This window comes from Bacteroides sp. 214 (assembly GCF_010501015.1).
Taxonomy (GTDB): Bacteria; Bacteroidota; Bacteroidia; order Bacteroidales; family Bacteroidaceae; genus Bacteroides.
In genome coordinates this window covers 440,262-453,791 of the sequence record NZ_QVML01000002.1, presented here as the reverse complement: position 1 = coordinate 453,791, position 13,530 = coordinate 440,262, and the positions used below count along the sequence as shown (strand labels likewise).

At 39.1% G+C, this 13,530-nt stretch carries 15 protein-coding genes; 14 read left to right on the top strand and 1 reads right to left on the bottom strand.

Going from position 1 to position 13,530, the window contains the following annotated elements:
* Positions 1-30: 30 nt before the first annotated feature.
* A complete protein-coding gene (locus D0T50_RS03570; protein ID WP_163222056.1) occupies positions 31-1,272 on the bottom strand; it encodes a site-specific integrase in 1,242 nt (413 codons plus the stop codon).
* A gap of 443 nt (positions 1,273-1,715) precedes the next feature.
* Between D0T50_RS03570 and D0T50_RS03565 the strand changes: the two genes are divergently transcribed.
* The 14 genes from D0T50_RS03565 (at position 1,716) to D0T50_RS03500 (ending at position 13,527) form a co-directional block, all read left to right on the top strand.
* On the top strand, positions 1,716-3,299 hold the full coding sequence (locus D0T50_RS03565) for a site-specific integrase (protein ID WP_163222055.1): 1,584 nt from the start codon (positions 1,716-1,718) through the stop codon (positions 3,297-3,299).
* Positions 3,283-3,573 carry a hypothetical protein gene (locus D0T50_RS03560; protein ID WP_163222053.1) on the top strand — a complete coding sequence of 97 codons (291 nt, stop codon included), beginning with the start codon at positions 3,283-3,285 and terminating at the stop codon, positions 3,571-3,573. The genes D0T50_RS03565 and D0T50_RS03560 overlap by 17 nt, the downstream gene beginning before the upstream one ends.
* A 1-nt stretch (position 3,574) precedes the next feature.
* A complete protein-coding gene (locus D0T50_RS03555) occupies positions 3,575-4,171 on the top strand; it encodes a DUF4406 domain-containing protein (protein ID WP_163222051.1) in 597 nt (198 codons plus the stop codon).
* Between the two features lie 263 nt (positions 4,172-4,434).
* Positions 4,435-4,719: a DUF3853 family protein gene (locus D0T50_RS03550; RefSeq protein ID WP_163222049.1), complete on the top strand. Its 285-nt coding sequence runs from the start codon at positions 4,435-4,437 to the stop codon at positions 4,717-4,719.
* An 18-nt stretch (positions 4,720-4,737) separates the two neighbouring features.
* Complete coding sequence (locus tag D0T50_RS03545) at positions 4,738-5,004, top strand: hypothetical protein (protein WP_163222047.1); 267 nt, start codon at positions 4,738-4,740, stop codon at positions 5,002-5,004.
* 236 nt (positions 5,005-5,240) lie between these two features.
* Positions 5,241-6,161 carry a hypothetical protein gene (locus D0T50_RS03540; protein WP_163222045.1) on the top strand — a complete coding sequence of 307 codons (921 nt, stop codon included), beginning with the start codon at positions 5,241-5,243 and terminating at the stop codon, positions 6,159-6,161.
* A complete protein-coding gene (locus D0T50_RS03535) occupies positions 6,149-6,622 on the top strand; it encodes a hypothetical protein (RefSeq protein WP_163222043.1) in 474 nt (157 codons plus the stop codon). Before D0T50_RS03540 ends, D0T50_RS03535 begins: the two co-directional genes overlap by 13 nt.
* A gap of 20 nt (positions 6,623-6,642) precedes the next feature.
* Positions 6,643-6,918, top strand: coding sequence for a hypothetical protein (locus D0T50_RS03530; RefSeq protein ID WP_163222042.1), 276 nt, complete (start codon positions 6,643-6,645; stop codon positions 6,916-6,918).
* A gap of 19 nt (positions 6,919-6,937) precedes the next feature.
* A complete protein-coding gene (locus D0T50_RS03525) occupies positions 6,938-7,339 on the top strand; it encodes a hypothetical protein (protein ID WP_163221327.1) in 402 nt (133 codons plus the stop codon).
* 129 nt (positions 7,340-7,468) lie between these two features.
* The gene (locus D0T50_RS03520; RefSeq protein WP_163222040.1) at positions 7,469-7,990 is read left to right on the top strand and encodes a hypothetical protein; all 522 of its coding nucleotides are present in this window, start codon (positions 7,469-7,471) and stop codon (positions 7,988-7,990) included.
* Positions 7,977-8,630, top strand: a complete 654-nt coding sequence (locus D0T50_RS03515) for a hypothetical protein (RefSeq protein WP_163222038.1) — start codon at positions 7,977-7,979, stop codon at positions 8,628-8,630. Before D0T50_RS03520 ends, D0T50_RS03515 begins: the two co-directional genes overlap by 14 nt.
* Before the next feature lie 9 nt (positions 8,631-8,639).
* Positions 8,640-12,602 carry a phage tail protein gene (locus D0T50_RS03510; RefSeq protein WP_163222036.1) on the top strand — a complete coding sequence of 1,321 codons (3,963 nt, stop codon included), beginning with the start codon at positions 8,640-8,642 and terminating at the stop codon, positions 12,600-12,602.
* A 122-nt stretch (positions 12,603-12,724) separates the two neighbouring features.
* Positions 12,725-13,021 carry a hypothetical protein gene (locus D0T50_RS03505; protein WP_163222034.1) on the top strand — a complete coding sequence of 99 codons (297 nt, stop codon included), beginning with the start codon at positions 12,725-12,727 and terminating at the stop codon, positions 13,019-13,021.
* 56 nt (positions 13,022-13,077) lie between these two features.
* Positions 13,078-13,527 carry an HK97 gp10 family phage protein gene (locus tag D0T50_RS03500; protein ID WP_163222032.1) on the top strand — a complete coding sequence of 150 codons (450 nt, stop codon included), beginning with the start codon at positions 13,078-13,080 and terminating at the stop codon, positions 13,525-13,527.
* The last annotated feature ends 3 nt before the right edge of the window (positions 13,528-13,530 follow it).

Sequence of the window (13,530 nt, the reverse complement as noted above, 5' to 3'; positions counted from 1 at the left end):
TGTTAGCAGCCTTTCGACATCGCCGGATGATTACTGTCCCGTGGCGATAGTTTGTTCAGTAAATTTGCTATTGACCAGAGCCATATCCCGTTTGATGCTTTTGTCGAGAACACGAGCGTAATGGCGGGTCATATTCGTATTGGAATGGCCGAGCATTTTGGCTACGTTTTCTATTGAAACACCGTTGGCAAGAGCGATTGAAGTCGCGAAACTGTGTCTTCCGGTGTGTGCGCTGACCTCCTTATTGATCCCGCATATCGTAGCCAATTCTTTCAAGTATGCGTTATACTTCTGATTACAAAGCATTGGAAGCAGTACGCCCTTATTAACACATTCCGGATAATCTTTATATTTTTCCAATATTAATCGAGCAGGGTCAAGCAAGGGGATATTACACATATTCTTTGTCTTTTGGCGAGCCTTACGTATCCACATATCGCCATTATTGTCACGGACAAGATGTTCTGCCCGTAAACCTTTCAAGTCCGAAAATGCCAATCCGGTGAAAACAGAAAAGATAAAAACATCCCGTACTTGTGCCAATCGGGGAATGGTAATAACTTTGTCTATCATCGCCTTTATTTCGTGATCTTCGAGAAAATCTCGCTCAACTTCTTCTAATTTGAAGCGGATATTAACAAACGGATCTTTGGTGATGTAGTCGTTCGCTAAAGCTATACGGATAATCTTCTTGAAATTCTTTAGGTATTTAATAGCTGTATTATGACAGCACTTGCGTTCCGTTCGTAAGTAGAATTCGTAATCTGTAATGAATTTGTGGTCTACATCAGCAATAGGAACATCCTTCTTATTGTATACCAAGTCGATAAACTCTGCTGTATGTTTATAGGAAGTTTCATAACGTTCTACTGTGGCGGGCGACATTCCGTTGCCTGCCAATTTATGGCATCGTTCGTTATGTTCACGGAAAACATCAAGGAGCATAATAATAGGCTTGTTATTACGACCGAGATACTTGTCAATAATCTTTTGGGCTGTAATCTCTTCTCTGTCGATTTCCATTTCACGGTATATCTGCATCAGGCGCAGACGAATAGTGTCAAGCCGGGCATTAAGCTCGTCATCCATACGGCTGTTAGCGATTGACCGCCCGGCAACAGCACTCCAATTTTTTGGATTTACTTTGAGGTTTACGGATAGGACAACACGCTGCCCATTAACAGTAACACGCAATAAGATAGGCGCTTGCCCGTCTTTTGCAATCCTTGTTTTCTGAATGTAATACAGGATTTTGAAGGTTGTTCTTCTCATACTTTTTACGTTTTTAATTTGATTGTAAAAGTATGAACTCCGAACGAAACGTACGCTATGCAAAATGCAGCAGATCAGCGAATAAGAACCCAATCGCTAACACTTTGAGTCGTTCTGATTGTGTTAGCTATTTTGCAGGTTTAAGATGCTCAAATTCGCTCTTTTTTGCTAACTGCCGGAAAAGAAAAAACACCGTAATCGTTTGATTTACGGTGCTTTGCTTGATTTTGCCTTTCGGCTTAGCGGAGAGAGAGGGACTTGAACGTTTTATAAAACACATTAAAATTATTGATGCAATTGCATTGCAAATGCACGTAAAACACAGTGATAAACAGATATTTAGTAAAAATAGATATTTTTTGATTTAAACGGATTAAATTTGATTAAACTAAAAATTGTATGTACTTTTGTATGCAGCAACAACAATATAAATATCGTATCGTATGGAAAAGTACAAGTATGGAATCAAATTTCGCTTGGAAAAAAGGCGAGAAAACCCCAAGGACAAGGAAAGTAAGTTGATAACAACTAATTTGCCAATCAATGCAGACATTACATTTAATGGCATGCGAATATTCTATTTTACGGGACACCGAATTGATGCCGAAAAATGGATTGATAAAGTTGTGGATGGTGTACGTGTCCAACAAGTCAAGAAAAATAATTTCAATCTAAAAGGTGAAAGCGCATCGGAAATAAATGCACGGTTGCGCCGAATTAAAATAGCTGTTGAAGACGTGTTTAATCGTTTGGACGTGAATGGCATTCCACCAACAAAGAACAATGTCCGGGATGAACTAAAAAAAGAATTAGACGAAGAAACAATGTCCCGTAAAACATTGCTTGAATATTACCAGATGCTTGTTGATTTGCGTGAAAAGGAACTTAAAGACACCCCAAACCGGGCGCAATGGAAGAAAGGAACATTGACCAAACACAAAACTATGATTCGACATTTAGAGGGCTTCAAACGTCAATTATACTTTGAAGATGTTACGGAAGAACTCTTATCAAAGTTTGAATCATATTTGATTGGGAAAAACCTTTCAAATTCTTACGTTCACAAGTCGATGAAAGACATTAAGACATTCTTAAATTGGGCAACACAAATGGGTTATAACCGGGTTTTGACATACCAGAACTACCAACAAAAATTCAAAGACGAATCCGCAAGCAACAATACCAATTTATTTGCCTTGACAAACGAAGAATTGAAGACCTTGCAACGTTTGGAGATTTCACGCCGTGCGCTTGACCGTACACGTGATATGTTTTTATTTTGCTGTTTTACAGGACTAAGATTTTCCGATGTATACAAGTTGGAATGGAAAGACATTGCAGATGGTCGCATTGATATTGTTACCCAAAAGACCAATCAGCATATAAAAATCCCAATGAATAAGACACTTCAAAAGATTGTTGCTAAATATCCCAAATTAGAAAAACGGGTTTTCCCAAGCATTTCAAATCAAAAATACAATGACCAATTAAAAGAACTGGGCAAAATAGCCGGATTTAATGAAGAATGGGTAAAAGTGAAACAATGTGGAAATACAGTAACAAGGGAAAAATCACCCAAATATGAATTTATGTCATCACATGTTGCAAGAAGAACTTTTGTAACTTATGCTTTGCGTAGCGGATGGCAGCCGGAAGTTATTAGAGCTATCACGGGACACACGACATCAAAAATGATGATGAATTATGTTAAGATGGATATGGATGCCAAACAAGAATTTATGAATCTTCTTGACCATGATGAAATCGAAGAAACCGTTTTTGATTATGACATAACGGATGAAGAACGAAAAACACTTGACATTCCGGTCAAGGATGAATACTTAGAGAACATAAGCCATAATAGAGAATTGGCAATATCTCATTTAGGAATGTTATTTCAACGGCGCGGTGATATTGAAAAATCCGTTGATTGTATGAATCAACTTCCAAAGTCCGAACAAGTCAAGTTCATGCAAGCATTAATTTCTATGAAATTTCAAGGTTTGAAGGATGGAAAAAGTAAATAAAAGCGATTACACAAAGTTGAGCGGTGAAGCGTTGTTTTATTACTTCACCACCGACCATCCGGACAAGGAATATTCAAGTATAATATCCCTACTGCCAATTGCAATAGGGGATATTAAAAAGGTTTACAACTTACTTGAACAATCAGTCAAGGAAAACAAGGTCTTTGTCGCCGTATATCCGGGAGTGCCGGAACTAATGAAAGGAATTGATATTTCCAAGATGGAATATATCGGGTCAATTATTGATGGTGCTTTGTACTTAAAACAACGATGAAATGAAAATATACATATCCGGGAATACAAGTGGGGTTGCTATTGACGTGGAACAACGATTCCACAAGGCAGAAGAACTTTTATCAGCAACCACACAATGCGAAGTCTTCAATTCTTATGAATTGGGGTTCTTAGATATATCGGAGTTGCCAAAAGAAGATGTTGTCGAATGGTTCAAACTCTTACTGTCATGTGATGCCATCTATTTGATAGATGGTTGGTTTCAGTCTTCCGATTGCATTACAGAAAGGGGAATCATGCAAACAATGCAAAAGATGGTTCTATACGAAAACCCATCACCCGTTTATGACAGCTTTGATAAAACAGAGGAATTACGGAATTGCTTACATGTTCGCTTGGGATATGGGTTTGATTTCTACCGAAATAAGGGACGTACAAATGAAGAATTTTTTGCAAAAAGTTTGTTTTGTCATTATTGCTTTGAGCATCTAAAAATCAAAAAGAACCATATAGCAAAAATCTTAAATCAAAGCCACAGTAACATATTGCATGCCCTAAAGCTGCATGATGATTTGTTGTGTTGTTCTCAATATGTAGAAATGAAAAATGAACTCGAAAGCGTTTATTTGAAACAATAGATAAAATCCGAAACAAAAAAATGTGTCCGCCACAAGGGTAATGCCATGTGAGCGGATTTTTTTATGGTTCAAATTTGAATGTTTATCTCCGGTCAAAGTAGTTGTTCTATTTAGTAAACTTATTAAATCGCCCCTTGGCTTGTATGGTAATTGCTTGAAAATCTGAACCCAAGTGTGAATAACTCAAACGTATCTTCATTGTTCAATATTAAATAGTTTGATATAAGCGACCTAAATTTGCATCAAACAAATAGTTTATCAATATGAATTTAGAAGCAACAATAAAGGAGTATGTGAACGAAGTTGTAAATGACGTTGTGAAAGCAACTTTGGCAGAACGTGAAACACATGAAGCCAAAAAGCAAGAACAAGAAACAACTTTGATTCGTGGAATTAGTGGCTTAGCCAAGTTCTTAGATGTTTCAGTGCCTACCGCGCAGAAAATAAAGAATCAAAAACTATTTCCTTGTACACAGTGGGGGCGGATTCTGATTTTCAAGTCGGATGAAGTTCTTGCGGGTATGGCTAATAGAAAAGGTAAACGTTAATTTTCAAATTCAATTCGTATGGAATCAGAAAAAAACAATCAAGTTCATCTTTCGGCAACGGAAGCGTTGCCGGGAACACAAGCGGGTTCAGACCTACAATGTGTTTATGAAGCCCTTGCATCGGGGCAAATTCTCACAACATTGGATGCGGTGTTCTCAAACCACACGGTTTGTTTAACGAAGTACATCAGTTTATTACGGAACAAGTATGGGATTCCCGTGAAAGACCGATGGGTAAAGGTAAGCAAACGAAAGCGGGTTAAGGAATTTTGGATTGACCAATAAGCGTTCATGGCAACCTTAATTCGGACACGCAACACCGGATTATGCAATAAAAGGGTTTCGCAACAATGTTTTTTTGAATTATTCATCTTAAAAATAATTGTTGCCATGAGAGCAAAAAAATCAAACAAATTAAGGACGGCAGCTTGTTGGTGGGTGCTACAAGCAATTCATTTCCATTGCGATAATTTGCAAGGGTTGGTTGTATACACCTTAAACACAAGCAATGCCAAGGAAGTATGATGGACGGTTGGATTAGCTTACATAGAAAGATTATGGACAATCCCATGTATTTGTCTGAACCATTCACCCGGACACAAGCATGGATTGACTTGCTATTGCTTGCAAATCACAAGCAAGGATATTTCTATGTAAGGGGCAACAAGGTGATTGTGGAACGTGGACAGCTTGGAACAAGTTCCCGGACGTTGGCTTCTCGTTGGCAATGGTCAAGGGGTAAAGTTGAACGGTTCTTGGTTGAACTTGAAAAAGAGGGGCAAATAAAGCCACAAAAAAACAATGTAACTTCCTTAATTACAATATGTAATTATGAAGAATACCAAAAAACAGAACCACAGAACAAGCCACAGACAGACCGCAAACAGTCCACGGAAAAGCCACAGACAGACCCAAACAATAAAGGAAATAAGAATAATAATGAAAATAACAATTCATATTCTTATAAGAATATGTCCGAAAATGACTTTTCGGATGATTTCGATTCTTCCTTTGAAAATATAGAGAATGATGATTTAAGTAATGGTTTTGGTTCATCTGAACCAAGTACCCACGAATACCAAGAAAGTTTGCCACGAGGCAAAAAAGAGGGCAAAAACATAGATTTCAAAGCAATCATTGAATTGTACCATACAAATTGCCCGTCTTATCCGCGAATTATCAAGTTATCGGATACCAGAAAACAGAAAATCAGAATTAGACTTGAAGAAATGAAGTTTGATTTGGCTTTGCTTGAAAACATTTTCAAGTCAATGGAAAAGTCGAAATTTTTGCGTGGCGACAACAAGAACGGATGGAAAGCAACTTTTGATTGGGTATTCGAGAATCCAAAGAATTGGGTGAAGATTGCAGAGGGCAACTATAATGACAAAGCCCCGGCGGGCGGTTCGCCCAAAAGCGTGAATGATATATGGGACGAATAAATATAAAATCAACAAAAATGGAAAATGAAAGCAAATTGCCGATATATGAATATGTCGGAACTCCACAAAAATTTGTGGAATGGATTAGAACAAATATCCATGAAATTTCTAAAAAATGCGGTTGGGGTAAAGTAACCGGCATTTATCAAAAAGATTTAGAACTAAAAGGGCAAGAAAATCTTGTGATAGTCCACACAGTTGTACATGAAGATGATGTTGAAACACATTTAATGTGTGAAGTGTGTACACCTGAAAATGATGGATTGCCTTTTTCGGCGGTTTTAGAATCGTTCACGGCTATGGGTGCAATACAAAAGTTCAATCGGCGCGATGGTCGAATTGTAATTGTTTCACCCTCAATTTCTGAAAGGATGGTGAACGAAGTACATGCGCGGAATATTCCCGTAAATTTTCTGATGATAGATAGTGAACATTGTGTGTATTGGTCAATGAAAAAATAACAACTAAAAATAATTTCAAGATGAAAAAAGGAAAAGAACAAGAAGTGTATACGATTGAAAACGAATCAGATGTTACGTTTTATGTGCAAAAAGCACCCGTAAAAACGATAGATGCCAAAACACAAAAAGTCGTAAAGAAAGAAGAAAAAATATTCTTCTTAATAGGCTCAATCGAAGATAAAGAACCACATGAATTTGGCAGTTTGAACGGCTATATTGATGTTGGGATAACAAAGAATGAAGCTGAAAAGCTGATTGAAACATTGCAAATGTTATGCAAATCAATCAAGGGATAACTTTACAAAAACTGACGATATGGCAAAAAAACGACTTTCAGATAAAGAATTTTGGACTGTACTTCGAGAGAATGCCGGATTGTATGCCAGAACGGCAAGGGCAATCACAAAGATTTTTGGTATTCCATACACAAGACAGTCCGTAAAAGCACGTGCCGAAAAAAAACCTGAATTGTTGGATGACATCTTGGAAGAGAATTTCGACATCGCAGAAGAGGGATTGCATTCCTTGATGCGTTCCAAGAATGAAAGTGTCCGCTTCCGGGCGGTTGAATTTTTCTTGAAGACAAAAGGCAAGGAAAGGGGGTATGTTGAACGAACTGAATTGACCGGGAAAGATAGCAAAGATTTATTCGGGCAATTATCCGATGATGAATTGGACGCGCGTATTGTGGAACTTGAAAGAAGACTTGAAAAGTAATGAATACGGTTTCAAAATAGGGGTTGTTGTCGGTGTAGGATTTGAACTTTCATTTGTAATCCGCTGATTTACACACGACATATTCAAAATTGACAGAGTTAAACAACATAATAACATACAATAATTGATATGAACTTAAAAAATATTTTCCAAAGAAAGGCGACCGTCCATTATAAAGTTGACATGGACAAAGTAATTGAATTTGTTACCAAGGGTTATAAATTGGGCGATTTACACGGTCTTCCACATTGGCAAAGAGTGGAACGAAATGGTTCTATTTTGGCACAACCGGGCGTGAACCCATACGTTGTCAAATTATTCGCCTATTTCCATGATGCTTGTAGGGAAAGCGATGGACGGGACATTGAACATGGTATTCGTGCCGCTAAAATGATTGAAAGTTTACGAAGTACGTTGCTTAAAAACTTGACCAATAATGAGTTTTTGCAATTGATGGCAGCATGTGAACTTCATACAACGACAATTCGCGTTGGCGACTTGACGATTGACACTTGTTTTGATGCCGATAGATTGGATTTAGGGCGTTGCGGGATTGTGATTGCCCCTAATAGAATGGCAACATCCAAAGGGCGATTTTTTGCCGAAAACATTGATTTATTCAATACCACATATCACAATGATGGTCTTTAAAAATAAACACTTCTTTATACATCCAGAAAACAGGCGGTTTGTTATTCGTATTTCAAATACAAATCCAAACGAAATGTTTTGTGTGAGCAATTGGGATTTCAAGGCACATAGTGTCCAAGAAACAAGTCCCAACGGGATATATGGGATTTATTTGCCATTATTCACACAGGGATTTGATTGGTTTTTGCGATTGCTTATATCGTGTTGTACTGATGCCAACAACATTCGCTTCATTCTATTGGAAATAGACAAAAATGATGTGATTTACAGCAATTTGAATGAAATATCATTCCGAAAAGCCAATATTCTTAAAGTGCTTACCATTGAATCTTTATTATCTCTAACTCAAAAGGTTCATTTGTTTGACTATAAGCATATAAAAGGAATGATTGATATTAGTGTACAGGCATCAAAATACTATGCAAATAATGACATGGATATGTGGATTGCACAAATGAATCTATCATATAAACAGATGTATAGGAAGTTGGAATCAGAACATCAACAACAAAAAGCAATGATTGAAAATGCAAAAAAAGAAGATAACACGAAGCGTTTTGAATTACTGTATCAGAACATGAAGCAAATTCAACTTGAACGTAGATTGATAAATTCATTGAATGATTGCATTCCACAATAAATAAAAAATATGGAGCAAATTATAATCACAAGACCAGATGGTTCACTTGTTCCCATGCAGAACAAGCGAACCGCAACAAAAATCAAGTCGGCAAAGCAAAATATGGCTTTGCTTGCGGAAGATGTTGTGAACATCAATGTCGAATCACCTTTCAAACAAGAATACGGCATTGGTGATTCCATTACCATATTCGGGCGTATCTACAAGATGAACCGATTGCCCAAGGTGAAGAAAACAGGAAACTTTGGATTTTCATACGACCTTGAATTTGAGGGTATCCAATACGACTTGATGCGTGCAACGTATGACTTGACCATTGACACAACCAACAATCAGTTGCAAGACGTACAAGCGGACACCCTGATTGGTGATTTGCGCCGATTTGCAACCGTCCTTGTTTCAAATGCTAACAGGGTGATGCCGGGCAAGTGGCGGTTGGGTGATTGTCCTGATACGATTGAAGACGTGAACTTGGTGTTTGGTGAATCGGACAATTGCTTGTCGGTTCTTCAAATGCTGTGTGAACAATTCGGTTATGAATTTGAAATCGAGCAATCAAACGGTGTTTATATCATCCATTTCAGAAAGTCCGGGCAAACATTCCCATTCACGTTTGAGTATGGGAAAGGCAAAGGACTTTATGCACTTGACCGTCAAAACGTATCATCGGCAAACATAGTTACACGATTGAAAGTGTATGGTTCAAGTAAGAACATCACAAACAAGTACCGTGCGCAACGCCTTTGTCTTCCGGGAAAGACGAAAGCACAATCATACATTGAAAAGGCTGATGCCGTTGCAAAATATGGCATTTGGGAAGATAAAAAGTATTTTGAAGATGTGTTTCCAAGACGAACCGGAACGGTTACAGCTTTGGGCGATTCAGTATTGAAGTTCGTTGACAATTCCATGTTTGACTTGAATGCCAAAGAAGCGGACGGCGTTACAACCAAATACTTGTTGAACGGCGTGTCGGCAAAAGTTCACTTCAATACGGGAAACCTTGCCGGATATGACTTTGATGTGCATGAATACGACCATGCAACAAAGACATTCACATTGGTAAAGTTTACCGATGAACGTGGTGATGTATTCCCAAGCGAAAGTTCAGCCGCATTTCAATTCGGTGTTGGAAACGAATACAAGTTGTTAGACGTTGCCTTGCCGGAAGAATACGAAGTTGAAGCGGAAAACGACTTGGCAAACAAGGGTGAAACGTATTACGACCAGAATTGCCAACCAAAAGTGCAATATGGCTTATCAATCACCGAAACTTTCCTTGAAAAGATGGTCGGAGGTGGAACAACCGGCAATCTTATCATGGTCGGCGACTACATACCGGTGAAAGATGATGATATTGACGTGGACAAATCGGTTCGTGTTCGTGCGTTTTCCCGCGACTTGTTGCATGAATATAGTTACACCCTTACAATATCAGATACGGTTGAAAAAAGCGTAACAAATAGGGTTATTTCGGAACTTATCGACATTGATAAGATTATAACCATAAACAACCTGAAAGACCCGACACAAGCGCGTGCAAATTGGCGTTCTTCACGTGAATTGATGAATATGGTATTTGACCCAGAGGGCGACTATTACACCGAAAAAATCAAGCCAAATTCAATTGATACGCTCGCATTATCGGTCGGTGCAAAGTCCATGCAGTTCGGACTGACAAATACGGTGTTGCAACCCAACTACAACGGAAATAAGAATCTTATCCGTGTTCAAGGCGGTGTCTTGACACATTACACTATTGATGAAGATTCGGCGCGTTCGTGGATATTGGCAGACAACCAAACCACATTGACGGGCGACACAACACCGTACTACATTTATGCAAAATGTCAACGCTCAGGTGATGCCGGTTCAATCATCTTTTCGACCGAACAAATCCAAGTTGAACAAGATGCCAATTTTTATCATTTCTGGATTGGCGTGGTCAATTCGGTTGATATTGAATTGGGTGTCCGTTCAATCGCCTTGTCGTATGGGTTCACCATGATAAACGGTCGGTTCATCAAGACCGGGCGCATTGAATCGGCTGATGGAACTACTTACTTTGATTTGGACAATTCCGAAATCGGCGGTCGAATTGTATTCACGTCAAATGGTCAAGAAAAGACACTTGAAGAATTGGGGCAAGAATCACTTGAATCAAAGGATTTTATCAACAACACATTGCCCGGTATTCTTTCGGAAATTCAAGCGCAATTGGATGGTCAAATTGAACAATTCTTTGAAACATACGACCCGACCACAAGCAATGCACCGGCGAATACATGGACAACCACAGCCGACAAAGAAAATCATCTTGGCGACTTGTTTTATAACACGGCAACCGGAAAGGTTTGGCGATGGGTTAAAGAGGGCAACACGTACAAGTGGCAAGAATTGCAGGATTCAGAATTGGCACAAGCACTTGCATTGGCAAACGAAGCACTTGCATTGGCAAAGGACAAGAACCGTATATTCACCACCACCCCAACAACCCCTTATGAAGTTGGCGACCTTTGGGTTCAGGGGGCAAGCGGTGGAATATACCGATGCAAAACCACCAGATTGACAGGGTCTTATTCTTCCGGCGATTGGGAACTTGCTTCAAAATATACGGATGATTCAGGTTTGAACACTTTTATCAATGGAACGTATAACACCCAAATAAACAATTTGGTTACTCAAATTGATGGAAAAATTGAAACGTGGTTTCAAACATCCGACCCGTCAACATCTTGGACAACGACAGCCGTAAGGGATAAGCATGTTGGCGATATGTGGTATTCAAGTAGTACAAAGTTGTTGAAGCGATATTCTAAAAGTGGAACAACATTTTCATGGACAACAATTGAAGACCAAAAGGCAATTGATGCGTATGCTGCGGCAAGTACCGCCCAAGACACCGCTGATGGCAAGCGGCGTGTGTTTGTTTCAACACCATATCCACCTTATGATATTGGCGACCTTTGGGTGAATGGAGTGGATTTGCGCCGATGTGCGACAAAAAGAACGTCCGGCAGTTACAACGCAAATGATTGGGTAATTGCCGTGCATTATGATAACACAAAGACAACCATTGATGGCGGAATTGTAACGTCCGGGACGGTTCAATTGGCGGGTTCTTCTGGTTCTATCTTGGCGGGTATCACAGGACAAGGAACGGCAGCAACATCCATAAGAATTTGGGCGGGTGCTTCGTTTGAAAATAGAGCGACCGCACCTTTCAGGGTGTTGCAAGATGGTTCGGTTATTGCTTCAAAAGCTACAATTGAGGGCATTATAAACGCCTTATCTGGATACATTGGCGGTTTTCAAATTGCTTCCGGGCGAATTGGTGTTGCCGAATCTGATGCGGGCGGTTCAAATGCTGGTCTTTCAATACTATCTTCATTGTTGAAGTTCTCGGATGCTTATTCTTGGACAGGGATAGGAACAAACGTTTTCCCGGCATCAAGTGGAATGCGGTGTTTGGCAAGACATGAATTGAACATGGAAAACAATTCCTATTCATCCGGGACGGCACTTTATACACGTGCAAAATTTCCGAATGATAACATGGATTATTGGTACACAAGACGTTCTCTTTGGAATAGCGGCAACATGTTTAGTGTCGGCGGACATGCTTTGTTTGATGATAAGTACATTGGGCAAGCATACAATGATATATTGGAAGTGTCTTTCGATAGAACACATTCTTTCGTGTTTACATCAATTCCATCGGCTACGTTTACGGTTCGTTTACCAACAAAAACGCAAGTAACCAATAAGGTCGGGAATATCGCCGTGTCATTCTTGGTTCACATCACCATTCCGACCGGTGTAAGTAATAAAATCCGCGTAACAAGCCAAACGGGTGGACAGATATACAACAACAATGGTGGTACGGTTTCATACATCGAAATGGCAACCGGCGACACCCTTGTTTTGCGCTATTACAATGGCGGTTGGTATCAAATATCACATAGAAATTAATTGGATGGTTCAAGTCCTTATCCGTCTATGGCAAAAAGATATATCGGGTTAAATATCAGATGTTTATAAAAAGATAGGACTTGATTACATACATTTTCACAAACAATTTTAAATTTTTAATTATGGTACAAGAAAATTATTTCGACAGAGAGCAGCGCAGAAAAGAACAAATTCAATCTGCAAAGAATGAAGTTATATTATTGGAAAGCCAATTGAAAGAACTTCAAGAAAAGCGTGAAGAATTGAGAGCAAAACGATTCAATTCGGGTGATGACATTCATGTTTGCAAAGAATTTATGGATGCCAACCGTGCCGCTACTTACAAAGAAGCGGAATTAAGGAGAGCAATTGAAAACGTTAATGCAGCAAGTCTTTTGCCCGATGAACTTGATGAAGTAATGTCAAAAATGAACATCTAATTTAAGCAAGACACGGCATTGTTGAAAATACTTTGCCGTGTCCCTTTTATACAATTATGGGAATAAAACCAAATTTCACACGTCAAGATATTCAAAAGTCTTTTGAAAAACTTTTGGATGAAATCGAAAGAAAGCAAATTCGGTGTTTGCAGATGCTTGGTGAAAAGTGCTTAACCGAAGCACGGTTGAATGGTAGTTATCAAGACCAAACGGGAAACTTGCGGTCTTCAATCGGATACATGGTTTTCCATAACGGGATGGCAATACATTCGGTTTATGACCAAGTGAAAACGGGTTCAGAGGGTGTAAAAGCCGGTGAAGCATTAGCGAAAAAGATAGGAAGCGAGAATCCACAAGGCGTTTGCCTTGTAGTTACCGCCGGAATGAATTACGCCTTGTATGTGGAAGCAAAAGGGTTCAATGTTATAACATCCGCCGAACACCTTGCTGAACGTGAATTGCCAAGAATGCTTGAAAAACTGATTGGAAGTACATCTAAGTGGTAGAAA

Bases quoted from the DNA above. Each gene is read 5' to 3' on its own strand.
- D0T50_RS03505 (WP_163222034.1), top strand. From the start codon at position 12,725: ATGGTACAAGAAAATTATTTCGACAGAGAGCAGCGCAGAAAAGAACAA.
- D0T50_RS03515 (WP_163222038.1), top strand. From the start codon at position 7,977: ATGATGGTCTTTAAAAATAAACACTTCTTTATACATCCAGAAAACAGG.
- D0T50_RS03565 (WP_163222055.1), top strand. From the start codon at position 1,716: ATGGAAAAGTACAAGTATGGAATCAAATTTCGCTTGGAAAAAAGGCGA.
- D0T50_RS03540 (WP_163222045.1), top strand. From the start codon at position 5,241: ATGATGGACGGTTGGATTAGCTTACATAGAAAGATTATGGACAATCCC.
- D0T50_RS03500 (WP_163222032.1), top strand. From the start codon at position 13,078: ATGGGAATAAAACCAAATTTCACACGTCAAGATATTCAAAAGTCTTTT.
- D0T50_RS03550 (WP_163222049.1), top strand. From the start codon at position 4,435: ATGAATTTAGAAGCAACAATAAAGGAGTATGTGAACGAAGTTGTAAAT.
- D0T50_RS03530 (WP_163222042.1), top strand. From the start codon at position 6,643: ATGAAAAAAGGAAAAGAACAAGAAGTGTATACGATTGAAAACGAATCA.
- D0T50_RS03525 (WP_163221327.1), top strand. From the start codon at position 6,938: ATGGCAAAAAAACGACTTTCAGATAAAGAATTTTGGACTGTACTTCGA.
- D0T50_RS03560 (WP_163222053.1), top strand. From the start codon at position 3,283: ATGGAAAAAGTAAATAAAAGCGATTACACAAAGTTGAGCGGTGAAGCG.
- D0T50_RS03545 (WP_163222047.1), top strand. From the start codon at position 4,738: ATGGAATCAGAAAAAAACAATCAAGTTCATCTTTCGGCAACGGAAGCG.
- D0T50_RS03510 (WP_163222036.1), top strand. From the start codon at position 8,640: ATGGAGCAAATTATAATCACAAGACCAGATGGTTCACTTGTTCCCATG.
- D0T50_RS03520 (WP_163222040.1), top strand. From the start codon at position 7,469: ATGAACTTAAAAAATATTTTCCAAAGAAAGGCGACCGTCCATTATAAA.
- D0T50_RS03570 (WP_163222056.1), bottom strand. From the start codon at position 1,272: ATGAGAAGAACAACCTTCAAAATCCTGTATTACATTCAGAAAACAAGG.
- D0T50_RS03555 (WP_163222051.1), top strand. From the start codon at position 3,575: ATGAAAATATACATATCCGGGAATACAAGTGGGGTTGCTATTGACGTG.
- D0T50_RS03535 (WP_163222043.1), top strand. From the start codon at position 6,149: ATGGGACGAATAAATATAAAATCAACAAAAATGGAAAATGAAAGCAAA.